Annotated in this window: 21 protein-coding genes and 1 pseudogene; 6 read left to right on the forward strand and 16 right to left on the reverse strand. The window is 63.9% G+C overall.

The window, feature by feature from the left end; all coding sequences use genetic code 11:
* Positions 1–13: 13 nt before the first annotated feature.
* The 8 genes from ACQY46_RS12065 to ACQY46_RS12100 all read right to left on the reverse strand — a co-directional run bounded on the left by ACQY46_RS12065 (position 14) and on the right by ACQY46_RS12100 (position 9,292).
* Positions 14–1,234 (reverse strand): M24 family metallopeptidase, encoded by a 1,221-nt coding sequence (locus ACQY46_RS12065; protein ID WP_428696286.1) that lies wholly within the window; start codon positions 1,232–1,234, stop codon positions 14–16.
* 252 nt (positions 1,235–1,486) lie between these two features.
* On the reverse strand, positions 1,487–1,876 hold the full coding sequence (locus ACQY46_RS12070) for a hypothetical protein (RefSeq protein WP_428696287.1): 390 nt from the start codon (positions 1,874–1,876) through the stop codon (positions 1,487–1,489).
* Positions 1,877–1,959: 83 nt separating this feature from the next.
* Positions 1,960–2,814: an ABC transporter permease gene (locus tag ACQY46_RS12075; protein ID WP_428696288.1), complete on the reverse strand. Its 855-nt coding sequence runs from the start codon at positions 2,812–2,814 to the stop codon at positions 1,960–1,962.
* 16 nt (positions 2,815–2,830) lie between these two features.
* Positions 2,831–4,126: an ABC transporter permease gene (locus ACQY46_RS12080; protein WP_428696289.1), complete on the reverse strand. Its 1,296-nt coding sequence runs from the start codon at positions 4,124–4,126 to the stop codon at positions 2,831–2,833.
* 220 nt (positions 4,127–4,346) lie between these two features.
* Entirely contained in the window at positions 4,347–5,447 is a 1,101-nt protein-coding gene (locus tag ACQY46_RS12085) for an extracellular solute-binding protein (protein WP_428696290.1), read from the reverse strand.
* A 98-nt stretch (positions 5,448–5,545) separates the two neighbouring features.
* Positions 5,546–6,640: an ABC transporter ATP-binding protein gene (locus ACQY46_RS12090; RefSeq protein WP_428696291.1), complete on the reverse strand. Its 1,095-nt coding sequence runs from the start codon at positions 6,638–6,640 to the stop codon at positions 5,546–5,548.
* A 322-nt stretch (positions 6,641–6,962) separates the two neighbouring features.
* Entirely contained in the window at positions 6,963–8,504 is a 1,542-nt protein-coding gene (locus tag ACQY46_RS12095; RefSeq protein WP_428696292.1) for a trimethylamine methyltransferase family protein, read from the reverse strand.
* A 197-nt stretch (positions 8,505–8,701) separates the two neighbouring features.
* Complete coding sequence (locus tag ACQY46_RS12100) at positions 8,702–9,292, reverse strand: hypothetical protein (RefSeq protein WP_428696293.1); 591 nt, start codon at positions 9,290–9,292, stop codon at positions 8,702–8,704.
* A 247-nt stretch (positions 9,293–9,539) separates the two neighbouring features.
* On the opposite strand from ACQY46_RS12100, the gene ACQY46_RS12105 reads away from it, so the two are divergent.
* The 3 genes from ACQY46_RS12105 to ACQY46_RS12115 all read left to right on the forward strand — a co-directional run bounded on the left by ACQY46_RS12105 (position 9,540) and on the right by ACQY46_RS12115 (position 14,525).
* A complete protein-coding gene (locus ACQY46_RS12105) occupies positions 9,540–12,101 on the forward strand; it encodes a GcvT family protein (protein ID WP_428696294.1) in 2,562 nt (853 codons plus the stop codon).
* 188 nt (positions 12,102–12,289) lie between these two features.
* Positions 12,290–13,306 carry a betaine--homocysteine S-methyltransferase gene (gene bmt, locus ACQY46_RS12110; protein ID WP_428696295.1) on the forward strand — a complete coding sequence of 339 codons (1,017 nt, stop codon included), beginning with the start codon at positions 12,290–12,292 and terminating at the stop codon, positions 13,304–13,306.
* 298 nt (positions 13,307–13,604) lie between these two features.
* Positions 13,605–14,525, forward strand: a complete 921-nt coding sequence (locus ACQY46_RS12115; protein ID WP_428696296.1) for an NAD(P)-dependent oxidoreductase — start codon at positions 13,605–13,607, stop codon at positions 14,523–14,525.
* Positions 14,526–14,561: 36 nt separating this feature from the next.
* Here the strand turns inward: ACQY46_RS12115 and ACQY46_RS12120 are convergent, their stop codons facing one another.
* Entirely contained in the window at positions 14,562–14,888 is a 327-nt protein-coding gene (locus ACQY46_RS12120; protein ID WP_428696297.1) for a hypothetical protein, read from the reverse strand.
* 331 nt (positions 14,889–15,219) lie between these two features.
* On the opposite strand from ACQY46_RS12120, the gene ACQY46_RS12125 reads away from it, so the two are divergent.
* The 3 genes and pseudogenes from ACQY46_RS12125 (at position 15,220) to ACQY46_RS12135 (ending at position 19,130) form a co-directional block, all read left to right on the forward strand.
* Positions 15,220–17,031, forward strand: a complete 1,812-nt coding sequence (locus tag ACQY46_RS12125; RefSeq protein WP_428696298.1) for a DEAD/DEAH box helicase — start codon at positions 15,220–15,222, stop codon at positions 17,029–17,031.
* Between the two features lie 90 nt (positions 17,032–17,121).
* Positions 17,122–17,778, forward strand: coding sequence for a spermidine synthase (locus ACQY46_RS12130; protein WP_428696299.1), 657 nt, complete (start codon positions 17,122–17,124; stop codon positions 17,776–17,778).
* 613 nt (positions 17,779–18,391) lie between these two features.
* Positions 18,392–19,130 (forward strand): annotated as a pseudogene (locus ACQY46_RS12135) (IS5 family transposase).
* Positions 19,131–19,164: 34 nt separating this feature from the next.
* Here the strand turns inward: ACQY46_RS12135 and ACQY46_RS12140 are convergent.
* The 7 genes from ACQY46_RS12140 to ACQY46_RS12170 all read right to left on the reverse strand — a co-directional run bounded on the left by ACQY46_RS12140 (position 19,165) and on the right by ACQY46_RS12170 (position 25,780).
* Positions 19,165–20,385 carry a class I SAM-dependent methyltransferase gene (locus tag ACQY46_RS12140; RefSeq protein ID WP_428696300.1) on the reverse strand — a complete coding sequence of 407 codons (1,221 nt, stop codon included), beginning with the start codon at positions 20,383–20,385 and terminating at the stop codon, positions 19,165–19,167.
* 161 nt (positions 20,386–20,546) lie between these two features.
* Positions 20,547–21,110, reverse strand: a complete 564-nt coding sequence (locus tag ACQY46_RS12145) for an AAA family ATPase (protein ID WP_428696301.1) — start codon at positions 21,108–21,110, stop codon at positions 20,547–20,549.
* A gap of 69 nt (positions 21,111–21,179) precedes the next feature.
* Positions 21,180–21,779 carry a hypothetical protein gene (locus tag ACQY46_RS12150; protein ID WP_428696302.1) on the reverse strand — a complete coding sequence of 200 codons (600 nt, stop codon included), beginning with the start codon at positions 21,777–21,779 and terminating at the stop codon, positions 21,180–21,182.
* A 2-nt stretch (positions 21,780–21,781) separates the two neighbouring features.
* A complete protein-coding gene (locus ACQY46_RS12155; protein WP_428696303.1) occupies positions 21,782–22,387 on the reverse strand; it encodes a hypothetical protein in 606 nt (201 codons plus the stop codon).
* Between the two features lie 53 nt (positions 22,388–22,440).
* A complete protein-coding gene (locus ACQY46_RS12160) occupies positions 22,441–23,985 on the reverse strand; it encodes an ABC transporter substrate-binding protein (protein WP_428696304.1) in 1,545 nt (514 codons plus the stop codon).
* A 1-nt stretch (position 23,986) separates the two neighbouring features.
* Positions 23,987–24,841 (reverse strand): ABC transporter permease, encoded by an 855-nt coding sequence (locus ACQY46_RS12165; RefSeq protein WP_428696305.1) that lies wholly within the window; start codon positions 24,839–24,841, stop codon positions 23,987–23,989.
* Positions 24,842–25,780, reverse strand: coding sequence for an ABC transporter permease (locus ACQY46_RS12170; RefSeq protein WP_428696306.1), 939 nt, complete (start codon positions 25,778–25,780; stop codon positions 24,842–24,844).
* Positions 25,781–25,839 lie beyond the last annotated feature (59 nt).

Here is a 25,839-nt window from a genome sequence, read left to right on the forward strand (position 1 = left end):
TGGTGACCCGGCGCTATTTGTCCTTGCCGACGACGTTGTGCTCCGGCCCGAAAGGGAACCCGGTGATGTTTTCAGCGCCGTCCTCCTGGACGATCAGGATGTCGTGCTCGCGGTAGCCGCCAGCGCCGGGCAGTCCCTCCGGGACCATGATCATCGGTTCCATCGATACCACCATGCCCGGTTCCAGCACCGTGTCGATGTCTTCCCTCAGTTCCACCGCCGCCTCGCGCCCGTAATAGTGGCTGAGCACACCGAAGGAGTGGCCGTAGCCGAAGGAGCGGAAGCGCAAGAGGTCGTGCGAGCGGTAGATCTCGTTGAGTTCAGCGGCGATGTCGCGGCAGCGCGCGCCGGGCCGGATCAGTTCCAGCCCGCGCCGGTGCACCTGGCAGTTGATCTCCCAGAGCCTGAGATGGGCATCGGGCACAAAGTCGCAGAACAGGGTGCGCTCCAACGCCGTGTAGTAGCCGAAGATCATCGGGAAGCAGTTGAGCGACAGGATGTCGCCCGGTTGCACGATGCGGTTGGTCACCGGGTTGTGGGCGCCGTCCGTGTTGGGGCCGGACTGGAACCAGGTCCAGCTGTCCATCAGTTCGGCAAAGGGAAAGCTTGCCGCGATCTCGCGCACCATCGCCTGCGTCCCGGAAAGCGCCACCTCGTGCTCCGGCACGCCGGCGGCGACAGCCTGCACCACGGCCGCCCCGCCGATGTCGCAGATCCTCGTGCCGTGTCGGATCAGCGCCTGTTCCTCCGCCGACTTGATCGTTCTCAGTCGCATTGCATCGCCGGCGATGTCGACCAGTTCGACACCCGGCAGGGCCGCCTCCAGCATGGCCATGGTTTCCAGCGTCACGTGATCGAACTCGATCCCGAGCCGGCGCACGCCCGGCGTCAGTTGCCGGACAGCGTGGAAGTAGCTGTCGCGCTGCCAGTCGGTATAGGTGAGCGCGTCGCCATGGCTGCGCCGCCAGGGCTGGCCGCCGTCGATGGCCGCTGCGATGGTCGTCGCCTGCCTCTGGTCGAGCACCAGCCCGTAGCGCCGGCCGAACTGGCAATAGAGGAAGCCGGTGAGATAGCAGATGTTGTGATAGGAGGTGAAAAGCGCCGCGTCGATATCACGCTTGGCCATCACTGCCCGCATCGCCGCCTGCCGTCCGTCCATCTCGGTCGGCGAAAACGGCGACCACGCCTTCTCGCCATTGTGCCAGCGCATCGTCCTTGCCAGATCGTCATTCATCGCAATCTCCTTTTGTTGCCCCCGCTTTTGGACCGCCAACAAAAAGGCGGACCGGTTCGCGAGGAACCGGCCCGCCAGGCCTTGCGTCTTCTGTCGGGGCGCGCCGCCGGACCCTTGCCTGCCGGCTTGCGGGTCGCCCGGCGACTGGCGTTCCGTCACCGGCTCGGAGAAGAGGAGGGCGCGTGACCCGTTTTCGGCTGGCCGGCGCATTGCCGCCGGACCATCGTTCGCTTTGCCGGTCCCTTCGGCGGCCTATCGCACCGTGATCGAGACCGGGTCCCTGAGGATCGTCAGCCGCTCCTGGCCGCGCGTTCTCGCCGTGAAGCGCACGCCGCGGGCAGCAACGCGCTTGATGTCGTGCCGCTCGCGGCAGAAATTGCTCTGAACCGTGCCGGTGCCGCCGTCCGAGAAACTGCCGAGTTTGCTCTTTGGCAGCTGGCGCTGGATCGAGGTCCAGCCGGGCGGCCGTGTCCCGCAATTGTGGTTGCGCACGCCCTTCAGCACGATCGACTGGCCGACCTTGAGACTGACGCTGCGGTGATAGGCGAAGTCGCCCGCCGCCGCCGGTTGCGCCAGCACGATGCCGAGGGCCAGTCCGAGAATGCCGATCCGCTTCATCCTGTAGTCCCGCAAGTGACTCATGTTTGCGCAAATTCGGTGAGAAACTTGTGCAAGTTTTGTAGAATCTTGCGTCAAAATTGTCGCAAGCCGCCGGAATGCTCCGACTAGGACGGGGTGAGGCCTCGCAGCCGTTCGGAGCGCCGGCGCAGCAGTTCCAGCACCGTCAGCAGTGCGATCGAGATCGCCACCATCAGCGAGGCGACGGCCAGGATGGTCGGGGAGATCTGCTCGCGCAGACCGGTAAACATCTGCCAGGGCAGGGTCTTCTGGCCGGCCGAACCGAGGAAGAGCACGACCACCACCTCGTCGAAGGAGGTGATGAAGGCGAACAGCGCACCCGAGACGACGCCGGGCACGATCAAGGGCATCTGCACCTTGAAGAAGGTCGTCACCGGATTGGCTCCGAGGCTCGCCGCCGCCCGCACCAGGCTCCGGTCGAAGCCGACCAGCGTCGCCGTCACGGTGATGATGACGAAGGGTGTGCCGAGCGCCGCGTGGGCAAGCACCACGCCCACGTAGGTTCCCTGCAGTCCGATGCGGGAATAGAAGAAATACATGCCCGCGGCCGAGATGATCAGCGGCACGATCATCGGCGAGATCAGCACCGCCATGATCGCCGAGCGGTAGGGCACGTGGCTCTGCGACAGGCCGATGGCGGCGAGCGTCCCGAACGAGGTCGCAAGCAGCGTTGCCACCGGCGCGATGGCGAAGGAATTGCGCATCGCCTGTTGCCAGTCGGGATTGGTGAAGAAGTCCTCGTAATGCTTCAAGGAGTAGCCGGCCGGATCGAAGGCCAGCATTTCCTTGGTGAAGGTGAAGAAGTCCTGCGCGTTGAACGACAGGGGCAGGATCACCAGGATCGGGAAGATCAGGAAAAAGAAGATCAACCCGCAGATGGTGCGGAACGTGTAGTGCCAGGCACGCTGGCCCGTGGACGCATAGGCTGGAAGAGCTGACATGTTCTTCTTGGTCTCCTCAACCGAGCTTGACGTTATCGATGCCCACGATCTTGTCGTAGACGTAGAACAGCAGCATCACCGCCCCGAGCAGGATCACGCCGAGCGCGGCCGCCAGTCCCCAGTTCAGCGATGACGAGATGTGGTAGGCGATGCGGTTGGAGATGAAGATGCCGCTGGTGCCGCCGACCAGTTCCGGCGTGATGTAGTAGCCGATCGCCAGGATGAAGACGAGGATCGAGCCGGCGCCGATGCCCGGCACCGTCTGCGGGAAATAGACCCTCCAGAAGGCGGTCCAGTCGGTCGCGCCGAGGCTCTTGGCCGCCCGTACATAGGTCGGCGAGACGGTCTTCATCACCGAATAGAGCGGCAGGATCATGAAGGGCAGCAGGATATGCGTCATGGCGATGACCGTGCCGGTCTGGTTGTTGATCATCACCAGACGGTTGGCATCGCCGACAATGCCGATCGCGACCAGGAAGTCGTTGATCACGCCCTGCTGCTGCAGCAGCACCTTCCAGGCTGAGGTGCGCACCAGCAGCGATGTCCAGAAGGGCAGCAGCACCAGGATCATCAAAAGGTTGGCCGAGCGCGCCGGCAGTGCCGCCAGCAGGAAGGCCACCGGATATCCGAGCAGCAGGCAGGAGAAGGTGATGGTGAGCGACAAAAGCAGCGTGCGCCAGAACAGGTAGAGATAGATCCGCTCGTTTTCCGGCTTCATCGAGACGCCGTCGGCGGTCAGTTCCATGTCGGCGGCGTTGAGGAAGTAGCCCGACGTGATGGTCGGCGAATAGCGCTTCAGCACCTGCCAGGTTTCAAGCTCGCCCCAGCCGTCGTCGACCTCGATGAACTGCTCCTTGAACGGCGCGGCCTCGTCCATCCTGTCGACGCGCCGTCCGGTCTTGCGGAACAGGCTCGACATGCCGGACGCCTCGTAGTTCAGCCGCGAGCCGAGCCGCGTGTGGGTCTTCTGCTCGGTGGCGACCAGAAGGTCCTCGTGGAGCGCCTTGAACACCGGCTCGCCGGGTGTTTGCGGCGAATCCGCCTCCCATGAGGACAGGGCCTGCACGGTTTTCGGCAGCGTCTCGGAAACGATGCCGTTTTCCACCGAGCGGAACAGCATGTCGGCGATCGGCGCGGCGAAGGTGATCAGGATGAAGACCAGCAGCGGCGCGATGAGTGCCAGCGAGCGCAGCTTCTCGCGCCTCAAGGCCTTGGCGAGGCTGACCTTGAGCGGGATCCCGTCCCGGGTGGTCAGCACTTCCGTCTGCGTGCCGTTGCCGGCGTCAGTGTTCGCTGTGGTGTCGCTCGTCATCATCCGTGTCCGTTTCGGCCGCGGTCGGCGCGTCGGCAGAACGCGCCGGTGGAAGGCGGGAGCGGGCCTGTGGGCTCCGCTTGTGCCTGGTCCCGGAAGAGCTTGCGCAGGGCTTGTGGCGCAGGCTTGTCGGGGAACAGGGGATCGGGGGGCCGCGGCGGAACGGATCCGCCGCGGCAGGTTTGGGAGATGAAGGGGCTAGCGCCCGTTCATCAGAGACTTAGCCGGCGAGCCAGGCCTGGAACTTGGCGTCCAGGTCGTCGCGATAGTCCGCCCACCACTCGTAATTGTAGAGGAACGTGTTGGTGGCGTTGGCCGGGTCGGTCGGCATGTGCGGACCCATCTCGATGCCGAGTTCCGCATGCTTGCCGACGAGCGGGGCCGAGGACTTGCGGGCCGGGCCGTAGGAGATGTACTTCGCCTGGTCGGCGAGGCGCTGCGTGTCGGTGGCGAAGTGGAGATACTTCATCACCGCGTCGAGGCGCTCCTTCGGCAGTCCGGCCGGGACGATCCAGCCGTCAAGGTCGAACACCTGCGCGTCCCACAGCATCTTGATCGGCTGCTTCTGCTCCTCGATCAGCGAGAACAGGCGACCGTTGTAGGTCGAGCCGATCACCACTTCGCCGTCGGCGAGAAGCTGCGGCGTCTCGGCGCCGGCCGACCACCAGACCGTCTGGTCCTTGATGGTGCCGAGCTTGGCAAGGGCGCGGTTCACGCCTTCCTCGGTCTCCAGCACCTTGTAGACGTCTTCCTTGGCGACGCCGTCGCACAGGAGGGCCCATTCCATGTTGTTGATCGGGCGCTTCTCGAGCGAACGCTTGCCCGGGAAGTTCTCCAGGTCGAACACGTCGCAGATGTCGTCCGGCTCCTTGCCGTTCCACTCGGCAACGTCGGTGCGGTAGCCGAACGTCGTCGAGTAGACGATCTGCGGAATGTAGCAATCGGAGACGATCAGGTCGCCGAAGTCCTCGGAGGCCGGGGTGCCGTCGGGCGCCTTGGCCAGCATCTCGTCGTGGTTGATTTCCATCGCCAGGCCTTCGTCGCACAGGCGGATGGCGTCGGAAGCCACCACGTCGACGAGATCCCAGGTGACGTTGCCGGCCTCGTTCATGGCGCGCAGCTTGGCCACCGCCTCGTTCGAGCTTTCGTCATTGATGATCGTGACGTCCGGGTTCGCAGCCATGTAAGGCTTGTGATAGGCCTCGTTCTGCGAGTTCGAATAGGCGCCACCCCACGAGACGATGGTGAGGTCGATGGCGCTGGCGCCCGTCGTCATCATCGCCGTGGCAGCACCTGCGAGCAGGAGTGTCTTGAAGGTCATTTTGATCCCCTGGTTTCTTGAGTTCGCCCGGGGCTGTGCCCCGGAAAATGAGCGGCGGCCCGTGTCGGGCGCCGCGGTCTTTCGATCCGGGTCGCGCATCAGGCGACGGCGTCAAGCGCCTTGCAGTCGCCCGCGGCCCAGCCGATCTCCACTGTCTGGCCGGTCCGCAGGTCGCGCTTTTCACCGCGATTGCGAACCTTGACAATGAATTCCGTGTTGCCGGCGACATTCATCCGCACGCGGATGTGGTCGCCGAGATAGATCATTTCCTCGATGCGGCCCTTGACCAGATTGTCCATCTGTTCGTGGGTGTCGAACTCGACACGCTCGGGTCGCAACGAGATCGTCGTGCGCGATCCGACGCCGTCGATGTTGACGGCATCGGCCTTCAGCATCGTGCCGTCGTCGAGCTTCACCGCGCAGGTGTCTCCGGCAACCTCGGTCACCGTTCCCGACAGCTTGTTGTTCTCGCCGATAAACTGGGCGACGAAGGAATTCTGCGGGTTCTCGTAAAGCGCATCCGGGCTCGACAGTTGCTGGATGATGCCGTCGTTGAACACCGCGACCCGGTCCGACATCGTCAGCGCCTCGGTCTGGTCATGCGTCACGTAGACGATCGACACGCCGATATTCTGGTGGATGTGCTTGATCTCGTACTGCATCTGCTCGCGCAGCTGCTTGTCGAGCGCGCCCAAAGGCTCGTCCATCAGCACCAGTTCCGGCTCGAAGACCAGAGCACGGGCAACGGCCACGCGCTGCTGCTGGCCGCCGGACAGCTGTGCGGGACGACGTGAGCCGAAATGGCCGAGCTCGACCATCTCCAGTGCCCGCTGCACCTTCTTTTCCTGGTCGGCCCTGTTCATGCCGCGCACCTGCAGCGGGAACGCGAGGTTTTCCGCAACGCTCATATGCGGGAACAGGGCGTAGTTCTGAAACACCATCCCGATGCCGCGCTTGTGCGGCGGCACGTTGTTGATCGGGCTGTCGTTCAGGAAGATTTCGCCGTGTGTGGCGGGCTCGAAACCAGCCAGCATCATCAGGCAGGTGGTCTTTCCGGAGCCGGACGGGCCGAGCATGGTGAGAAATTCGCCCGGCGGAATGTCAAGGTTCAGATTTTTGACGACGAGCGTTTCCCCGTCATAGCTTTTTTGAACGTTCTCGTAACGGACTGAAGCGCCGCGTGTCTCTGTCATCGTTGCCCCTAAGCAAAAGTCGGAAAGGGGCAGGCATTCGCGCCGAATTTACGGCGCGTTCGCTCCTGATCCCCTCTTGCGAACTCTTTTCGGCCCGCTTCTCTACCCTGTCGGTGGGCTTACATAAGCAAATAATGACAAGGATTGAAAGGGGGTGTGTAAAAAAATATTTGAAATGCATTGAAAAAACAAAGCGCTCTTGCAGCGCAGCGAAAATCGCCATGCTGAAGAGCGCTCATGCGGTGTCCATTTTATGTATATTTGAAGCTATCTTTGATCGCGCAAAGCTTCCTTGTAAAGGCTGTGTTGGTTGTTTGTTTTCCTAGATGTTGCTGTCGGGGAATTCGGCTTTACGCGACGCCATGAAAGAGATCAGCGCTTCGTCGATACCCGGATCGAGCGGCGGTGCCTCGTAGGCGGCGAGCATCTGCTTCCACTTGCGATTGGCGCGCCAGGCGGCATCGAGCCCGCCATCGGCGCTCCATTGCTCGAACGAGTTGTTGTCGGCGATTTCGGAGCGGTAGAAGGCGGTCTCGAAATTGCGCTGCGTATGCGCCGCGCCGAGGAAATGGCCACCGGGCCCGACTTCCGCGAGTGCATCCATCGCCTGTGCCTCGTCGGACAGGTCGATGCCCTTGGCAAGCACATGCATCATGCCGAGCTGGTCGGCGTCCATCACGAACTTCTCGTAGGAAGAGCAGAGCCCGCCTTCCAGCCAACCGGCGGCATGCAGGCAGAAGTTCACTCCCGAAAGCAGCGTTGCCAGGATGGTCTGGGCCGATTCCTGCGCCGACTGGGCATCCGGTGTCTTAGAGGCGGTGAAGGAGCCGCCGGAGCGGAACGGCAGGCCGGCGCGGCGCGCCAGCTTGGCCGCGCCATTGAGCAGCAGGCTGCCTTCCGGCGAGCCGAAGGTCGGGGCGCCGGACTGCATCGAGATCGACGACACGAAGGCGCCGAAGACGACCGGCGCGCCGGGGCGCACAAGCTGGGTCAGCGCGCAGCCGGCCAGTGCCTCGGCCAGCACCTGCGACAGGGTGCCGGCGACCGTCACCGGGCTCATGGCGCCGGCCAGGATGAAGGGCGAGACGATGCAGGCCTGGTTCGCCGCCGCGTAGACCTTCAGCGCACCGAGCATGGTGGCGTCGAAGACGAGCGGCGAGTTGGCATTGATCAGCTGGATCATCACGCAATTGTTGTCGACGAACTCCTCGCCGAAGACGAGCTGGGCCATGCGGACCGAATCGCTTGCGCGTTCCGGCGCCGTCACCGATCCCATGAACGGCTTGTCCGAATACTTCAGATGCGCATAGACCATGTCGAAATGCCGCTTGTTGACCGGCAGGTCGACGGGCTCGCACACGGTGCCGCCCGAATGGTGCAGCCAGGGCGAGGCATAGGAGAGCTTCACGAAATTGCGGAAGTCCTCGATGGTGCCGTAGCGCCGGCCGGCATCGAGATCGGTCACGAACGGGGGGCCGTAAACGGGTGCAAACACCGTGTTGTTGCCGCCGATGACGACGTTGCGCTCCGGGTTGCGCGCGTGCTGGACGAATTGTGCCGGCGCGGTCTTGACGAGTTCGCGCAGCATGCCCTTGGGAAACCGCACCCGCTCGCCCGAAACGTCGGCTCCGGCCGCTTTCCAGATGGCGATCGTTTCGGGGTCGTCGCGGAATTCGAGACCGATCTCGGCCAGCAGCCGGTCGGCATTCGCCTCGATCAGCTCCGCTCCCTCGTCGCTGAGAATGTCGTAGACGGGCAGATTGCGCGAGATGTAGGGCAAGGCGCCTGCCGCCTGCGATCCGCGCCGTTTCTCCGTCCGGGCTGCCCGTCCGCGCCGTGCCGCGCGCGCTTCCTGTTCACTCATCCGCTGCAAGCCCTTTGTTGTCGCTGCTTTCGCATCGCCCGCCCCGCACCCGCCTCGCGGATTGGCAAGGGGCACTGTGCGGGCGGCTCTCCGCGTCACTTTGCGCCCGGGCGAAAGGGGGCTGCGGCGCGAATGCGTCGTCCGATTCTCTAAAAGCGTCATGGCGAGAGGCGGGGAGGTTCGCGAGGCTGCCCGGATTACTGGGCGCGGCAGCCGAGCCGGGAGCTGTCGCAATCCTCCCGGTTCATGGTCACGGAGACCAGCGGATACTTGAAATCGTCGTTATCTTCGGAGTTGGCGGCGTCGATGATGGCCGCCGTCATCAAACCGACCAGACCGGCGCCGGCGCCGCTCTGGTAGATTTTCCTGCGTGTCTCGTTTTCGGCGCTCGCGTTGGCGAAGCCTGACTTGTAGCCGGGCGCGTTGCAGCGCACCGAGACCGGGCGGGAGGCATAGCCGTAATTGGGCACCTTGACCTGGGCGGGAGTGCGGAAGCTCGCGGTGTAGCCGTCGCTTTCCAGCGTGCATTCGGCGCCGGTCATCTCTTCCTTGATGCCCGTGCCGCTCTCCTTGTGCAGCGTGTAGTGGTAGCTGCGGACGGTGATGAATTCCGTCCCCCGGAGCTGCGGGATCTTCTGCCCACCGGCCCGGGCTTCCGCCAGCACGTCGCCATGCGTCGCGGTCGGACTGGTCGGCTGATAGCTGACGCTCATGGCGATCGGCTTGGTCGTCTGGCAGGCGGCAAGGCCTGTGGCAGTCACGATCAGCACGGCATGACGAAAAAACATCGGTTCGGCCCCCTTCAACCAGCAATTGCCGATAGGTCAGGTCGGGGTGCCTGTCAACCGCACCCGCCGTGGCCGATGACGCGAGCCTGCACCACTCCGGTTCCGGAAAATTGCCGGCCAGTGTCGTCGCGGCGATGCCCGCATGACGCAATCAGGCCACCGGGTGCCGACTTCCATGGCGATACTCGCTGGCGAGGGAGCGCGACGGCAGGCCTGCCGCGCCGCGTCCATGCAAGAGGGATGAAGGATGTCAGCGTTTCCTGACAAGGCACAAATCGTCATCGTCGGTCTGGGTGGCATCGTCGGCGCGTCGATCGCGCACCACCTCATAGAACGCGGCTGGACCGACATTGTCGGCATCGACAAGTCCGGTATTCCGACCGATATCGGCTCGACGGCGCACGCGTCCGACTTCTGCTACACGACGAGCCACGATTTCCTGTCGACCTGGACCTCGCTCTACTCGGTCGATTTCTTCGACCGGATGGGCCACTACGCGCGTATCGGCGGGCTGGAAGTGGCCCGCACGGGCGACGACACGTGGATGGAAGAGATCCGGCGCAAGGTCACTTCGGGCAAGGCCTTCGGCACCCGGGCCCGTCTCGTAACCCCGGCGGAGATCAAGGCGCTTTTCCCGCTGATCGAGGAGGATCAGGTCCAGGGCGGGTTGTTCGATCCCGATGCGGGTCTCGTCATCCCGCGCTCGCAGACCGTTGCCGGCAAGCTTGTCGACGAAGGAGAGAAGACCGGCAAGCTGAAGGTCTTCGCCAACACGCCGGCAAAGTCGCTCGTGGTTGAGGACGGCCGCATCACGGGCGTCGTCACCCATCGCGGCACCATCCATGCCGATCACGTCATCGTCTGCGCCGGCCTGTGGGGGCGTCTCATCGCCGAAATGGTCGGCGAGGACCTGCCGGTCATGCCGGTCGACCATCCGCTCACCTTCTTCGGCCCCTTCAACGAGTTCGAGGGCACGGGCAAGGACATCGGTTATCCGCTGCTGCGCGACCAGGGCAACTCCGCCTATATGCGCGACACCGGCGATCCGAAGACGGCCGAGGGCGGCCAGATCGAGTGGGGCTACTACGAGACCGACAACCCGCGCATGTGCCATCCGCGCGATTTGCTTGAGAAGAACGAGGCGCGCCTGTCGCCCTCGCAGCGCGACCTGGAGATGGAACAGGTGATCGAGCCGCTCGAACGCGCCATGGAGCTGACGCCGATCCTCGGCGAGCTGGGCTACAACGAGGGCCATTCCTTCAACGGGCTCTTGCAGGTTTCCGCCGCCGGCGGTCCGTCCTGCGGCGAGAGCCAGAAGGTGCGCGGCCTCTGGTACTGCGTCGCCATCTGGGTCAAGGACGCGCCGGGCTACGGCAAGCTGATCGCCGACTGGATCACCGACGGCCGCACCGGGATCGACCACGCCGCCATCGACTATTCGCGATTCTATCCGCATCAGCTCACGGAAGAATTCATCGAGGGGCGCTGCTACGAGGCGGCGCAGAAGATCTACTTCCCGGCGATCCATCCGCGCGAACCCTATGCCAATGCCCGGGACGTCAAGCGCTCGCCCTTCTACGAGCGCGAGGTCGAACTTGGCGGTCACTTCATGGAACTCGGCGGCTGGGAGCGTGCCCATGGCTACGCCGCCAACGAGCACCTTCTGGAAAAATACGATGACCGGGTCCCGCTACGCGAAAACGAATGGGACAACCGCCATTTCTGGCGGGTGTCGAATGCCGAACACCTGGCGATGAGCGAGGATTGCGGGATCATCAATCTCTCGCATTTCTACATGTTCGAGGTCGCGGGCCCGGATCATGTCGAACTGCTGGAGTGGCTCTGCGCCGCGAAGATCGGCGGCGACGGCAATATCGGCAAGGGCATCTACACCCACTTCCTCGACGATGAGGGGATGGTGCGCGCCGACCTCACCGTGTTCCGCATGGCCGACCGTTGCCGCATCGTCGACGGCGCCGATGCCGGCCCGCGCGACTTCCACTATGTGAAGCGCGTGGCGCAGGACAAGGGCTTCGACGTCACGGTGACAGACGTCAGCGAGGACTACACGACCATCGGCATCTGGGGCCCGAACGCGCGCGAGAACCTGAAGAAGGCGGTCGCCGATCCTGCCGGCCTCGATCCGGAGAACTTCCCCTTCGCGGCTATCCGCCAGATCGGGATCGCGGGATGCGACGTGATGGCTCTCCGGCTCTCCTATGTCGGCGAGCAGGGCTGGGAACTGCACATGAAATACGAGGACGGCCTTGCCGTCTGGGATGCGCTGCGTTCGCTCGGGATCATGGCCGTCGGGGTCGAGACCTACGCCAATTCGCGCCGTCTGGAAAAGTCGCTGCGCCTGCAGAATGCCGACCTCCTGACCCAGTACAACCTCTACGAGGCGGATCTGGCCCGGCCGAAGGTCAAGGAGGCCGACTTCCGCGGCAAGGCGAAGCATCTGGAGTACCGGGCGCGCGCCCATCAGCCGGCCATGCTGTGCACGCTGGTCATGACCGACAATGTGGATGCCGCCGGCACCGCCCGCTTTCCCGTCGGCATGCTGCCGGTCATCGACCCCGACACCGGGCAGACGCTGGTCGACGAGTTGGGCCGGATCTCCTACACGACCTCCATCGTCTACGGCCCGACCATCGGAAAGAATATTGCGCTCGCCTATCTGCCGCATGACTATGCCGAGGTCGGCCGCAAGCTCAGCGTGGAGTATTTCTCGGAAACCTTCCCGGTCGAGGTCGCCGGCGTCGGTTATGCCCCGCTCTACGATCCGCAGAACCTGAAGCCGCGAAGCTGAGGGCGAGCCGGGAGCGTTGGGATGCGCCCGGGGAGGTCCCCACGGCCATGGCGCCTCTCCGGTCCCGGGTCGCGGCTGCGCCTTGCCCGGGATGACGAAAACAGTCGCCGGGGCGCGACAGCGGGACACGATGATGCTGGACCGGAAAACAGACACTTCGCGGGCGACCGCGACGACAAGGCAGGACCATGAACGCGCTTGAACAATTGCTTGCGGAAAAGGGCACGCTGCTCGCCGACGGGGCGACCGGCACCAACCTCTTCGACATGGGCCTGACCTCGGGCGATCCGCCGGAGGAGTGGAACGTCACCGAGCCGGAGAAGATCCGCACCCTGCACCGCAACTTCGTGGAAGCTGGCGCCGACATCGTCCTGACCAACACGTTCGGCGCCAACCGTCACCGCCTCAAGCTGCACAAGTTCGAGGGCCGGGTGCACGAGTTCAACAAGGCGGCGGCCGAACTTGCCCGCGAGGTGGCGGATGCGTCGGGGCGCAAGGTGATTGTCGGCGGCTCCGTCGGCCCGACCGGCGAGCTCTTCGTGCCGCTCGGCGCCTTGACATACGAGGACGCGGTCGAGGCCTTCGCCGAACAGATCGAGGGCCTCAAGGCGGGCGGCGCCGACGTCGCCTGGATCGAGACCATGTCTGCGGGCGAGGAAATGCGCGCCGCAGCCGAAGCGGCGGCGAAAGTCGGCATGCCCTTCGTCCTGACCGCCAGTTTCGACACGGCCGGGCGCACCATGATGGGCCTGCCGCCGGCCGGTCTCGGCCAGCTTGCCGGCGAGTTCGCCTGCGCGCCCGTTGCCTATGGCTCCAATTGCGGCGTCGGCGCCTCCGACCTGCTTGCGGCGGTGCTGGAAATCACGGCCGCCTATCCGGGCGCCGTCGTCATCGCCAAGGCCAATTGCGGCATCCCGGTCATTCGCGGCGACGAGGTCGTCTATACCGGCACGCCGGAGCTGATGGCCGACTACGCGCGGCTCGCGATGGATGCCGGCGCGCGCATCATCGGCGGTTGCTGCGGCACGTCCTATGCCCATCTGGCGGCCATGCGCGGCGCCATCGACACGCACGAAGCAGAGCCCCGGCCAACTGTCGCCGAAGTGATCGCCCGCATCGGACCGCTGGTCTCCCCGCCTGCCACCGAGCGCGACGGCGACGGCGATGGCGAAGGTGGCCGCAGGCGGAGCAGGCGGAGGGGGTGAGGGCAGGGATAGGCTGGCTGTTTGTGAAGGGCTTCCTTCGCCGGTGCCTCAAGGTCTGCAGCCCGTTCCGGACGCAAGGAACGACGCCGCCTCGCGCCTCTTAGCGACCGATGGCGCACGTTCTTGCGGTTCCTTGCACCGCGCCCACTGTCATCCCGGTCGCTGCCATTGTGTCCGGAGCCTGGACGGATGGGCGCTGATATATTCGATTTCCTGATGTTTCAGCACATAAATATTCATTTCTCCAAATGCCTGCCGGTCCGTAGCCTTTGCCGGGAGCCATTCGAAGGAGGTTGCCATGTCGACGGATTCGCCAATCGGTTTCATCGGCCTTGGAACGATGGGCGCTCCGATGGCTTTGAACCTCGCCCGGGCTGGAACGCCACTCGTGGTCTGGAACCGGACACGGGACCGTTGCGCGCCGCTGCAACAGGCCGGCGCGACAATCGCCTCTGACGCGGCCGATCTCTTCGGTCGATGCGAAACCATCATCCTTATGCTGGAAAACGATGTCGCGACCGACGCGGTCCTTTGCCGCCATCGCCCGGAATTTGCTCTCCGTGTCGAGGGCCGGATCATTGTCTCCATGGGAACCGTAGCGCCCGACTATTCGAAACGCCTTTCCGATGACATTCGTTCGGCTGGAGGGCGCTACGTCGAGGCGCCGGTTTCAGGATCGCGCAAGCCGGCCGAGGCCGGACAGCTTGTCGGCATGCTGGCGGGCGACGGCCTGGATCTGGCGCGCCTGCGGCCGGTTTTTGCACCAATCTGCAAGAAGATGTTCGATTGCGGCGAGGTGCCTGGCGCCCTGCATATGAAACTTGCGGTCAACACCTTTCTCATCACCCTGGTCACGGGGCTTGCGGAGGCTGCCCATTTTGCCGCGCGGCACGGTCTCGACATGACCCGGCTTATGGACATCCTGAACGCCGGACCGATGGCGAGCGACGTCTCCCGGGTCAAGATCGAAAAGCTTGTGCAGCACGATTTCAGCCGGCAGGCGGGGATCTCCGACGTGCTGAAGAACAACCGCCTTGTCGTAGAGGCCGCTCGCCATGCCGGGATCGCGTCCCCTCTGATGGACGCCTGCCTGTCCCTCTACAGCGAGACCGGAGATCTTGGGTACGGAGAAGAGGACATGATATCGGTCATCCGTGCGATCGACGCGCGTACCGACCGCGCGATGGTCAGCTCCGGAAGCCCGCCAGACGGCCACTGATGCGCTGTCGCCGCACCTTCCGCTTCTGGAGGCGCCCTATGGCCCCGGGTGAGGCGGTCGGGCAGGGCAATGCCATCGGCTGTCCTGTTCGCGCGCCGGTGTCCGCGATCCCACGACCCTCTCCACCAACTCCTCCACGCTCCGGCTGCCGTCGATGTGCAGCACCGGCACGCTCTGGGCGCCAAGCCACTCCTCGTGGCGGGCGCGGTTGCGGCCCGAAAAGCCCGGCTCGTCATAGTGCGATGCCCAGTCGGCAAAGGCTGTATGGATCTCGTGCATGTCGCCGCCGGGATCGATCCTGTCGCCAAAGCGCTCACGCTCGCGCGCCTTCAGGCGTTCGAGGCGCAGGGGTGTCGGCGTCATCAAGCGCCTCCTCGTTCGCAAGTCCTTGAATCAGTGGCGCAGAAAATTGCCAACCAGTTTTGTGAGTCTACGGCCCAGCGGGGCAGTTCGTCCTGGATTTCTCCCTTTGGCCAGCGTGGCAAAGAGAAGATACGCCGGGCCGCAAGCGGTCCGACCGGCTTGACGTCGATTTGAGCGGCAGGCGGCCGTTCCACCTCCTGCTGCGAAATCAACCGCGCTGCATCCGGGACGCAAACGTGGCTCCAACGGTCATCAAGGTCAGATATGTCAAGAATCCTTAGGCATTCACGCACCGGCTATGGTATGCGGCGCGCTCACAGAGGTTCCCCAGATGGCTCCAGTTCACGACGCCGATTTTTTGCCGACACCCATCCATCCATCCCTTGCTTCCGCGCTTGAAGCGAAGGGTTACAGAGATCTCACGCCGGTCCAGTTGGAGATGGCGGACAAACGCTATGCCGGGACCGATCTTCTGGTTTCGGCGCAAACCGGCTCGGGCAAGACGGTTGCCTTCGGCATCGCCATCGCCTCAAGCCTGCTCGGCAGCGCGAACCACTTCGATCGCGCGGACCGGCCGTTGGGGCTGGTCATCGCGCCGACGCGCGAGCTGGCGCTTCAGGTGCAGCGAGAACTCGACTGGCTCTACGGGTCGGCGCGTGTTCAGACTGCGACCTGCGTCGGAGGCATGGACATGCGCAAGGAACGCCGCGCGCTTGAGCGCGGCGCGCATCTCGTCGTCGGCACGCCCGGGCGCCTGCGCGATCATATCGCAAAAGGCGCGCTGGACCTTGGGGCGCTGCACGTCGTGGTGCTCGACGAAGCCGATGAAATGCTCGACCTCGGCTTCCGCGAAGACCTTGAATACATCCTCGGCGCGGCTCCGGCGGAACGCCGGACGCTGATGTTCTCGGCAACCGTGCCGCGCGGCATCGCGGACCTGGCGAAGACCTTTCAGAAGGACGCGCAACGCGTGGCGGTATCCGCCTCGACCGACCAGCACGCCGACATCGAATACCAGGTGATGCTTGTGCGGCGCGACGAGCGCGAGCACGCCGTCATCAACACGCTGCTCAACTCCGACAGCACGAGCGCGCTGGCGTTCTGCCACACGCGCGAGGCCGTGCGCCACCTGACCGCACGCCTCGCCAACCGCGGCTTCTCCGTGGTTTCGCTTTCGGGCGAAATGGCACAGTCCGAGCGGTCCAACGCGTTGCAGGCAATGCGGGACGGCAGGGCGCATGTGTGCGTGGCGACCGACGTGGCGGCCCGCGGCATCGACCTGCCGAACCTCGACCTCGTCATCCACGCGGACGTGCCGAGCAATCCCGCAACGCTTCTCCACCGCTCCGGCCGGACGGGACGCGCTGGCCGCAAGGGCGTGTGCGTCCTTATCGTGCCCCAGCACAGGCGCAGCGCGGCGCAACGCGTCCTTGCGCTGGCCAGGTTGTCGGCGGTCGAGCGTGCCGCGCCCGGCATCGCCGAGATCGAGGCGCGTTATCGCAAGGACATCATGGACGCGGTGCTCACCGCCGCCGAACCCGACGAAGCAGAAGCCGCGTTCGTGGCGGACCTGCTTGCGAAGGTCGCGCCCGAGCGCATCGCCGCAGCCTTCCTGCGCCAGCAACTCGCCTCCCGCCCCGTGCCGGAGGACCTTGCCCCTCTGCCTGCCGCCGAGATCCTCGCGAAAAAGCCCAGATACGACAAAAACGCCGGGCACGAGCGCGGCCCCGTCCCGGCGCGAGAGCCGCGCGGACCGGACATGGAGGACGGGGTCTGGTTCACGCTTTCGCTTGGCCGCAAGCAGCGCGCCGACCCGAAGTGGCTGCTGCCGATGATCTGCAGGGCCGGCGGCGTGACCAAGCGCGACGTCGGCTCGATCAGGATCGAGGACGCCCAGACCCGGTTCGAGATTGCCCCCGACAAGGCGGCCGCGTTTGCAGAGCAGGTCAACCGGCCCGGCGGCACCGAGCGCGGTATCGTCATCGCACCGGCCGGAGAGGTCCCCGGGGCAGCGCGGCCGGCGAAGGCGAAAGTCCGCAAAGACACAAAGCCGGGGAAGAAGCCTGCGCACCGTGGCAAGGCCGCGCCTGCCGATCCCGGCCAGGCTCGCAAGCACAAGGGCAAGCCGAGGCGCCCGGGCTGAACATGCCGAGGGGCAGTCCTCTTTCATGAAGGCATGAGGGTGACAGGCCCGTAACCGCAACCCGGTTTTCCCGATCGACGAAGGCATGCCATGCTGGCCTGGAAACAAGTGGATCGAACCTCTGTCCCCGACGGGGGCGAACTCAAGCTCATGCAACGGGGCGACGAGTTTTCCATCATGTCGGGCGCGACCGAGTTGATGAACAGTCGCCGGGGCGGCTCTGAAGAACAGCTGGCGATCCTGGCGGCCGGGCGGATAGGCAAGCGGGACGGGGCCCGGATCCTGATCGGCGGTCTTGGCATGGGCTTCACGCTGCGGGCAGCGCTCGCGCATTTTTCCGCGCAGTGCGAGATCATCGTCGCCGAACTGGTACCGGCCGTCATCGCCTGGGCCAAAGGTCCGCTCGCCGGCGTCCACGGCGCAAGTCTGACGTCTCCGCGTGTCATCCTTTACGAAGGCGACGTTGCACCGGTGATCAGCCACAACGGGCCGTTCGACGCGATATTGCTCGATGTCGACAATGGCCCGGACGGACTGTCCCGGCCGGCCAACGACCGGCTCTATGACGCGAAGGGACTGGCTGCCGCAAGGGCAGCGCTCAATCCCGGCGGTGTTCTGGCCATATGGTCCGCAGCTCCCGACCAACGGTTTGTAAACCGCCTGCGGCAAACCGGTCTTAAGGTCGAGGAGTTGCGCGTGCGCGCAGGTGGCGCGCGGCACATCGTTTGGCTCGCCGTGAAACGCTAGGGCTGGACCGCAACCGGTCATCCCTTTGCGTCCACATGGGGCGCAACGACCAGTTCATTGCTCCAGCGCAAGCCTTGACCGCCGGCTTTTTTCGATCGGGCAGCGGTGCAGCGGTAGCTGTCGCTCCGGAGCAGATTGCCCAGGGTCCTTTTCCGACCCATTTCCGTCGTTCCGGCCCTCGGCGAAAAATCCCAGGAGTTGCCATCCCAGCGGGTCGGGCAACATCCGCCAAACACCCCAAAGCGTGCTGCAAACTGTTCGCACTTCGGGCCGACCGGCTATTATTGAATCCCGGCTATCCGTATCACCGCGTCGACGAACAGGTTGGTACGCTCTGAGCGAAGCGCTTAGGTCTCTACATTGCCGGGCCGGCCGCAGTCGCCGAAGCACAGGGACATCTTTAGAACGGGATGCCGCTCTCGCAGTTGTATGAGTTCTTCGGTGCATCGCCACGCGCTACGACAAACTCGCCAGAAACTACGCTGGCCTCCCCAACCTCGTCGCCGCAATCAAATGCTGCCGCTGAATGTAAACACCGCCTGGGCTTCGGACCCATAAAACTTCTATGCAAATCAGTTGACTACTGATTCAAACTCTTAAGTGGGAGTTGGCGATGTCCGATAGATGTTTCTGGCTCAGTGAAGAGCAGTTTTCAAAGCTGTGGCCGCTTCTACCAACGAAGGCTCGTGTCGATGACCGGAGGGTGATCAACGGCATCATTCATGTTTTGAAGTCGGGCGGTCAATGGGTCGATACTCCGGAGGTCTACGGACCCAGGCAAGCCCTCTGCAATCGCTTTGTCCGCTGGTGCGAGAAGGGCATCTGGACGGAGATCTTTCACACTCTGTCCCGGGCCGGCTACCCCGCGCTTGAAGTCGTGATCGACAGCACTGCCGTTCGCGAACACCGGGTCGTCCACGGCGGCAAGGGGGAGCTCAAGCCCATGCCCGGACTCGTGGTGGTCCGGGAACCAAAATCCACGCCCTGAGCGACAACAAAGGTAGGCCAATCGCCTTTCACCTGACCGGAGCCAATGTCTCGGAATTAACAGGGGCTGAGGCGCTCTTGCCGCTCGTTTCGGCAAACGGCATTGTGCACGGCGACAAAGGCTATGACAGCGATCGCATCCGCCGAGCTGCGGAGGCTCGCGGGTCTGTGCCCAATATCCTGCCCCGCAAAACACGGAATGGAAAAACTGTTTCTCGCCATACCTTTGCAAGGGTAGAGACGGGATCGAGTGGATGTTCGGCAGGCTCAAGGAGTTTCGCAGGATCGCAACTCGCTATGACCGAAACGCTAGAAATTTACTCGCGTCCCCCTGCATCGCGGCAACTGTCTGCTACTGGTTATGAGTCTGAAGGTTAGATCGCTCTGAATTTTGGAAACTCAGTGGGAATGTTCTGATTTTCGAGCTGTTATCATGTAGTTCGCCGCAAGCGTCGACATTCCACTCTCGTAGAACGACTTTGTCAAGTGATTGGAAAGAAGATCGTCGGTGTCATAGTCCATCAGATCTCCAATTTTTGTATTTCTGAATTCAATGCGGTCGGTTTCATTGAAATGTTCTGCATAAACACGCAGTAATTCTTTGAGAGCAACAACGGGATGTGCCACTGGCGGAATGGATATCTCGGCGTTATCGACGTATTTTCCAAACAATGCATGTAATCCCGAGGGTGTCGGGTTGAAGAAGTGAAATGGGAATCCGTGAACACCAACTATGTAAGGGGTGCATGCGACAATTGTTCCGCCTGGCTTCAGCACGCGAATAAGTTCTTTTGCACACACAAAAGGATTCTCGACGTGCTCCAGGACATGCAGAGAAATAACGGCATCAAAAGATTCATCCTGAAAGGGTAGTTTTTCTCCGACTGAAACGACGTCCGTTGAAGGATATCGCAGTATTTCAGTAGTTATTACGTTTGGATGAATAGCATGGCGCCACCCTGCGCCGCAGTCCAATACCATTCCGTTGGCCTGTGACACACGCTCGATGACGTCCGTTACATGCTGGTCGTAGCCATGCGAGCAGATTGCACCCTGGAACTGGATATTCGCTTTGCCCTCGTAAGACTCGGGGATTAGGTCCAAGCCCATACGGCAATCAAAGTTTTCGCCACAGTTCTCGCAAGCCCAAATGCGACCTTCGATACTTGAATCACCAATTGGCATGCGGCACTGTGCACACGCGAGTATGGTTTTCAAAAAGGACTTGTGTTTTGCTCGAATATCAATAGCGCTTTTGGCTTTTCGTAAGGTTTCAGAGTCTAATTTAACCAAAATCTCACGTTTTACATTTCCAATACAAAATTCAATAAAGTACTCATTGATTTCCGGGTGTGGATCAAGGAAAAATATAAACCCTTTCCCGTTTCGCCCTGGGTGATCTGCCTCGACATCCGGCCTTGGAACCGTGTGGACGGAGTGGGCCTTGCCGTTTACTTTTATCTGAATAGATTCGGAGGCGTCCGGAGATACAGTCCAGCCATCGACCACGCACGGGCCAGTAATTTTTTCATCGGGGTTCGGATGGTCGATGAATATAATTCTTTCCACAATTTTCCCCTTCTGCCGGAATGCTAATTTTCCAGAAGTATAATTTGCCATTTCTTATGATAGCAGCATAGCCGGAAATCGATTTCAATACTTTTTGAAATCTTTTGGAAATTGCTTGGATGGAATTTCTCGGTTAATTGCAATAAAATATAATCTTGGCAGATATTTTTTTATAATTTTGTTCTTGAGCAAGATATCATTTTTTCTCAAAATTATTCAAGTAAATCTGAAGTATAAAATTCATCAATTACATTATTTCTGGCCTCCTCCACGCTCCGGCTGCCGTCGATGTGCAGCACCGGCACGCTCTGGGCGCCAAGCCACTCCTCGTGGCGGGCGCGGTTGCGGCCCGAAAAGCCCGGCTCGTCATAGTGCGACGCCCAGTCGGCAAAGGCTGTATGGATCTCGTGCATGTCGCCGCCGGGATCGATCCTGTCGCCGAAGCGCTCACGCTCGCGCGCCTTCAGGCGTTCGAGGCGCAGGGGTGTCGGCGTCGTCACGAAGACGATGAGATCGACATCCTCGATCAGGGCATCGCCCCAGCGGTCGAAGGAGCCGGTCAGCACCCAGCCTTCCCCCTTCTCCATATCGGCGGCGATCAGGCGGACGCGCTCGTCCGGCGGACGTTTCTGCGTGAAGGGCGGGTCGGTCGGCATCCAGTAATAGCCGTCGACGTCGAAGTGGCGCAGGCCGAGCCGTTCGGCAAGCGCTGCCCCCAGCGTGGTGACGCCGGCGCAGGAGGCGCCGGTGATGTAGATGCGGGGCGGGCGGGTCATGGGCGGGTCATCGTCCTGTCGTCTTCGAGAGCCGGCGGCAAGCGGAACCCGGCGCAGCCCCGCGCGGGCTCAAAGGCTCTTCAGCCACGGCAGGAAGCCGTCGAGGAAGCGGGTGGTGGCGGGCATGAAATGGCTGCCATGATGATACATCGGGTCGAGCGCGGTGACCAGCATGCGCCCGCCCGTTGTCGCCCGGTCGTCGTAGAGCACCGAGCCCTTGCCGGCGACGTCGATCAGGCTGGTCGCACCCTCCGGCACGTCGAAATAGCCGTGATGGTGCCAGGTGGCGTCGCCCAGCGTCATATGGGCGAAGAGCGGATGACCGGGTGCGACGACTTCAAGCCCGAGGCTGCCGCCTTCCTTCCACCACCAGAAATTCGTCGGCGTGTCGTGCCAGGAGATGCCGGGCAGCCAGGCGGGCTGGCCGGTCGAGCCCATCGCGACGACGGTGCCGCCGCCGGCGAGATAGTCGGCGAACTGCTGGCGGCAGGGGATCAGTTGCGAGGGATCCGTGCGGCAGGAGACGAGCACGATCTCGTGCGCCGACAGGTCCGTCTCGGCGAGGTCGCGGATATAGACGATCTCGTCGAAGAAATCGCGATAGCGCGGCTCGTAGAGCGTGCGGTGATGGTAGTAGGTGCCGCTGTCGAGGGCGGTGATGCGCGCCATGCTCAGGCCTCCCGTCCGGCTGCCCAGCGGCAGAGTTGCGGGACGATGCGGGCGGTCGTGTCGGCCGCACCGGCATACATCCAAAGGTCGTTGCCGGCATGCATGAGGATGCGCCCGCCGGCGGGGCGGTGGTAGAGCCAGTCGCAGGGCACGCGCTCCGGCCCCAGGCCGTTGAGTGCGATGGCGCCCTCCGGCGGCGGGTTGTGGCCGCGCGCGTAGAAGCCGGCGACGCCGCGCCGGTAGGTCAGCTCGCGCGGGTCGACGCCCTCGAAGACGGGATGGTCCGTGATCCGGTGCACCTCGAGCGTCTCCAGCGTCACCTGCGGCAGCACCTCAAAGGGCGCGAACTCGGGCAGCATCGGCCAGGCGACATGACCGTTGAAGACCAGCGTGCCGCCGCCATCGAGAAAGGCGGAGATCCTGCCCGCCAGCGTGCCGAAGAAGCGCTGGTCGAGATGGGCGGGAACGAGCAGCGCCCGATAGGCGGAAAGGTCGGCCGTTTCCAGTGCGTAATGTTCGATCTCGTCGATGTCGTCGACGAAGCCGGCAATGTCCGGCAGGTCGCCGCCGGCGCCCTTGATCGGCTTGAGGAAGAGGCAGGAAGCCATGGCGTGCTCCGGATGGCCCGGCCGGCGGTGCGTCCGCCGGCCGGTGAGGGCGGTCACTTCTTCGACACGGCCTTGAAGTTGTAGAAGAAGCCGGACGGGTGCACGCGGAAGCCCTCGACGCCGGCCTTCGATGCGGCGACATAGACCTTGTGCACAAGCGGGATGATCGGCGCGTCGTCCTGCAGGATCTGCTGGGCGCGGACGTAAGCGGCGAGCACCTCCGGTCCCGGGTCGAGGGTGCGGCCCTTGTCGACCAGCGCGTCGAACTCCTCGTTGACCCAGAACTGATGGTTCAGCCCGGCTTTCGAATGGAACTGCGACTTCAGGTGCAGGTCCGGATGGCCGGTCATTTCCGGCGTCCAGAAGACGACGGAGACGTCGTACTCGCCCTTCTTGACGAGGTCGAGCATCCCCTCCCAGGTGAACATCTGGATCTCGGTGGCGATGCCCTGCTGCTGCAGCAGGATGGCGAGCGCCTCGGTGATCGTCGCCATCTCGGCGCGGCTCGAATAGCTGAGGAGCCGCAGGGTGAGCGGCGCGCCGTCCTTGACCCACTTGCCGTCGGACTTCTCGTAGCCGGCCTCGGTGAGGAGGCTTGCCGCCGCCTCCGGGTCGACCTTGTGCGGGGTTACGTCTTCGGTCGTCCAGGGGAAGGTGGCGGGGAAGAAGGTCCAGGCCGGATTGCCGATGCCGTCGAGCGCGCCCTTCACCACGATCTCGCGGTCGACCAGCAGGTTCACCGCGCGGCGGATGCGGGCGTCGGCCAGCACGCTGTTCTCGCCGGCATTGAAGGCGCCGTAGTAGATGCCGGCGCTTTCCTCCGCATAAACATTGAACTTCTCGTCGCGCGACAGGCGGGCGACGTCGGAGGGCAGCAGGTGCACGACGAAGTCGACCTCGCCGGTCTCCAGCGCCAGGGCCCGCGCGTTGTGGTCGGGAATGTAGCGATATTCGATCGTCTTCAGCGACGGCGCCTCGCCCCAGTAGCCGTCGAACCGCTCGACAATGGTGCGGTCCTGCTTGCGGTAATCGGCGAATTTCCAGGGACCCGTGCCGACCGGCGAGACGAATTCGCCGGCGGCGTCGAAGGAGGCCTTGCCATAGATGCCGGTGATCGCGTCGGTGAGCTGGTTCGGCAGCGCGGCGAAGGGCTCGGAGGTCTCGACCTCCAGGACCAGCGGCGAGACGGCGCGGATCGAGGTGATGTTGAGCAGGTCGGCCGCGTAGGGCAGCAGCGCGATCACCCGCTCCAGCGAGAACTTCGCGGCATCCGCGTCGAAGGCCGAGCCATCATGGAAGGTGACGCCCTCGCGCAGGGTGAAACGCCAGGTCTTCGGCTCCGGCCGCTCCCAGGAGGTGGCGAGCCCCGGGATCAGGTTCATCTCGAAGTCGAGCTTGACCAGCGTGTCGAGGATCTCGCTTTCGTTGAAGAAGCGGCTGCGGCGCGGCTTCATGGACAGCGGCAGCGCCTCCCACATGGTGGCGACGACGAGCGTGTCGGAGGCGTCCTCGGCGAGGGCCGGGGCGGGCGCGGCGAGAAGCGCAGCGGCAAGCGCCGCGAGCACGGTTCCGCGCAGTCGGGACAGAAGGGAGGACATGTCAGCTCCTTGTGGTCAGGTAGTTGGCGCGGCCGTCGCGCATGCGGTCCCCCAAGGCATCGCCCAGGAGGTTGATGAGGATGACGAAGGCCATGATGGTGAGCCCGGGAACGAGGACGAGGCGCGGATACTCCCGCAGGTGGTTGCGTGCCTCGGCGACCATTCGCCCCCATTCGGCCGCGCCCGGCTCGACGCCGAGACCGAGGAAGCTGAGGCCGGCGAAGGCGAGGATCACCCAGGAGAGCGAGTAGCTGCCCATGGCCAGCAGCGGCACGACGACATTGGGCAGAAGGTGGCGGCGAATGATGGTCATCCTGGGCACACCGAGCGCTTCGGCGGCCATGACATAGGCCTTCGACCTCTCGACCATGACGACGTTGCGCACCAGCCGGGCATAGTCGGTCCAGTGGACGCAGGCGAGCGCCAGCACGACGGCGTTGAGGCCAAGGCCGAGCACCCCGGCGATGACCATGGCAAGCGCCAGCGCCGGGATGACCGACACGCCCTCGGTGAGGCGCATCAGCACCCGGTCGCAGACACCGCCGAAATAGCCGCTGAGCGCCCCGACCAGCGTGCCGAGGCCGGCGGCCGCGATGACGACGAGGAGCGCCGCGCCGGTCGTCAGCCGCGCCCCGTGGAGAAGGCGGGAGAGCAGGCAGCGCCCCATCGCGTCCGTGCCGAGCGGGCGGGTGAGGCTCGGTCCGGCCAGCCGGTTGAGGATGTCGGCCTGATGCGGATCGTGCGGCGCGAGCCAGGGTCCGGCCAGGATGAGGAACAGAACGCCTCCCGCGACGATCGCCATCGCGCTGCGGTGGCGCCTCAGGACAATGCCGAAACGGGTCGTCCCGCGATCCATCTAGACCACCCCCCGCGTGCGCGGGTCGTAGAGCGCGATGATGTAGTCGACGGCGAGATTGACGAGGACATAGCCGCAGGCGACGACGAGGAACGTGGCCTGGATCAGCGGATAGTCGCGCGCCAGCAGCGCCTCCACCATCAGCCGGCCGATGCCCGGCCAGCCGAACAGCGTCTCGACGATGATCATTCCGTCGAAGATGCGGGCGAATTGCAGGCCGGTCAGGGTCAGCACCGCCGGGAAGACGTTGGGCGCGGCATGGGTGAGAAGCACACGGGCATTCGACAGGCCCTTGGCGCGCGCGGTGCGCACATAGGGCTGCGACAATTCCTCCAGCAGGCAGCCGCGCACATAGCGGGCGAGCACGCCTGTGATCGACGTGGCGATCACCAGCGCCGGCAGCACCAGGTGGGCGGGCGTGCCATGGCCGCCGCTCGGCAGCCAGCCGAGCACCAGCGAGAAGAGGAGGGCAAGCAGCAGCGCGTACCAGAAATTCGGGATCGACATGCCGATGACGGCGATCCCGGCAAGCACCCGGTCGAGCAGGCTGCCGGGAAAGGCGGCGCAGAGCGCGCCTATCGGCAGGGCAAGCGCGAGGCCGAGGAGAAGGGCGGTGAGCGCCAGCTGCAGCGAGGCGCCGACGCGAAGCGCGATGTCGTCGATGACCGGCTCGCCGGTGACGAAGGACGTGCCGAGATCGCCGGAAAGCACATTGCCGAGCCAGGCGAGATATTGCAGCGGCAGCGGTCGGTCGAAGCCGTTCTCGGCGGAAAACCGGGCAACGGTGGCGGGATCGGGCAGGGTTCCGTCCATCTGCGACATCAGCAGCACTTCGGCGAAGTCGCCGGGCATCAGCCGCAGCAGCGCGAAGCCGGCGACGGAAATCACCAGGAGCAGGAAACAGGCCGAGAGGAGCCGCAGGGCGAGTTGACGAGCCATGACCGGATGCGCGGGTGCCGGCGCCCGTCGCGGGCGCCTTTAAAACATGAGTGTAGAAA

It is taken from the genome of Stappia sp., from assembly GCF_965276915.1.
In the GTDB taxonomy this organism is placed as follows: domain Bacteria; phylum Pseudomonadota; class Alphaproteobacteria; order Rhizobiales; family Stappiaceae; genus Stappia.

Bases quoted from the DNA above. Each gene is read 5' to 3' on its own strand.
- ACQY46_RS12065 (WP_428696286.1), bottom strand. From the start codon at position 1,234: ATGAATGACGATCTGGCAAGGACGATGCGCTGGCACAATGGCGAGAAG.
- ACQY46_RS12070 (WP_428696287.1), bottom strand. From the start codon at position 1,876: ATGAGTCACTTGCGGGACTACAGGATGAAGCGGATCGGCATTCTCGGA.
- ACQY46_RS12075 (WP_428696288.1), bottom strand. From the start codon at position 2,814: ATGTCAGCTCTTCCAGCCTATGCGTCCACGGGCCAGCGTGCCTGGCAC.
- ACQY46_RS12080 (WP_428696289.1), bottom strand. From the start codon at position 4,126: ATGACGAGCGACACCACAGCGAACACTGACGCCGGCAACGGCACGCAG.
- ACQY46_RS12085 (WP_428696290.1), bottom strand. From the start codon at position 5,447: ATGACCTTCAAGACACTCCTGCTCGCAGGTGCTGCCACGGCGATGATG.
- ACQY46_RS12090 (WP_428696291.1), bottom strand. From the start codon at position 6,640: ATGACAGAGACACGCGGCGCTTCAGTCCGTTACGAGAACGTTCAAAAA.
- ACQY46_RS12095 (WP_428696292.1), bottom strand. From the start codon at position 8,504: ATGAGTGAACAGGAAGCGCGCGCGGCACGGCGCGGACGGGCAGCCCGG.
- ACQY46_RS12100 (WP_428696293.1), bottom strand. From the start codon at position 9,292: ATGTTTTTTCGTCATGCCGTGCTGATCGTGACTGCCACAGGCCTTGCC.
- ACQY46_RS12105 (WP_428696294.1), top strand. From the start codon at position 9,540: ATGTCAGCGTTTCCTGACAAGGCACAAATCGTCATCGTCGGTCTGGGT.
- bmt (WP_428696295.1), top strand. From the start codon at position 12,290: ATGAACGCGCTTGAACAATTGCTTGCGGAAAAGGGCACGCTGCTCGCC.
- ACQY46_RS12115 (WP_428696296.1), top strand. From the start codon at position 13,605: ATGTCGACGGATTCGCCAATCGGTTTCATCGGCCTTGGAACGATGGGC.
- ACQY46_RS12120 (WP_428696297.1), bottom strand. From the start codon at position 14,888: ATGACGCCGACACCCCTGCGCCTCGAACGCCTGAAGGCGCGCGAGCGT.
- ACQY46_RS12125 (WP_428696298.1), top strand. From the start codon at position 15,220: ATGGCTCCAGTTCACGACGCCGATTTTTTGCCGACACCCATCCATCCA.
- ACQY46_RS12130 (WP_428696299.1), top strand. From the start codon at position 17,122: ATGCTGGCCTGGAAACAAGTGGATCGAACCTCTGTCCCCGACGGGGGC.
- ACQY46_RS12140 (WP_428696300.1), bottom strand. From the start codon at position 20,385: ATGGCAAATTATACTTCTGGAAAATTAGCATTCCGGCAGAAGGGGAAA.
- ACQY46_RS12145 (WP_428696301.1), bottom strand. From the start codon at position 21,110: ATGACCCGCCCGCCCCGCATCTACATCACCGGCGCCTCCTGCGCCGGC.
- ACQY46_RS12150 (WP_428696302.1), bottom strand. From the start codon at position 21,779: ATGGCGCGCATCACCGCCCTCGACAGCGGCACCTACTACCATCACCGC.
- ACQY46_RS12155 (WP_428696303.1), bottom strand. From the start codon at position 22,387: ATGGCTTCCTGCCTCTTCCTCAAGCCGATCAAGGGCGCCGGCGGCGAC.
- ACQY46_RS12160 (WP_428696304.1), bottom strand. From the start codon at position 23,985: ATGTCCTCCCTTCTGTCCCGACTGCGCGGAACCGTGCTCGCGGCGCTT.
- ACQY46_RS12165 (WP_428696305.1), bottom strand. From the start codon at position 24,841: ATGGATCGCGGGACGACCCGTTTCGGCATTGTCCTGAGGCGCCACCGC.
- ACQY46_RS12170 (WP_428696306.1), bottom strand. From the start codon at position 25,780: ATGGCTCGTCAACTCGCCCTGCGGCTCCTCTCGGCCTGTTTCCTGCTC.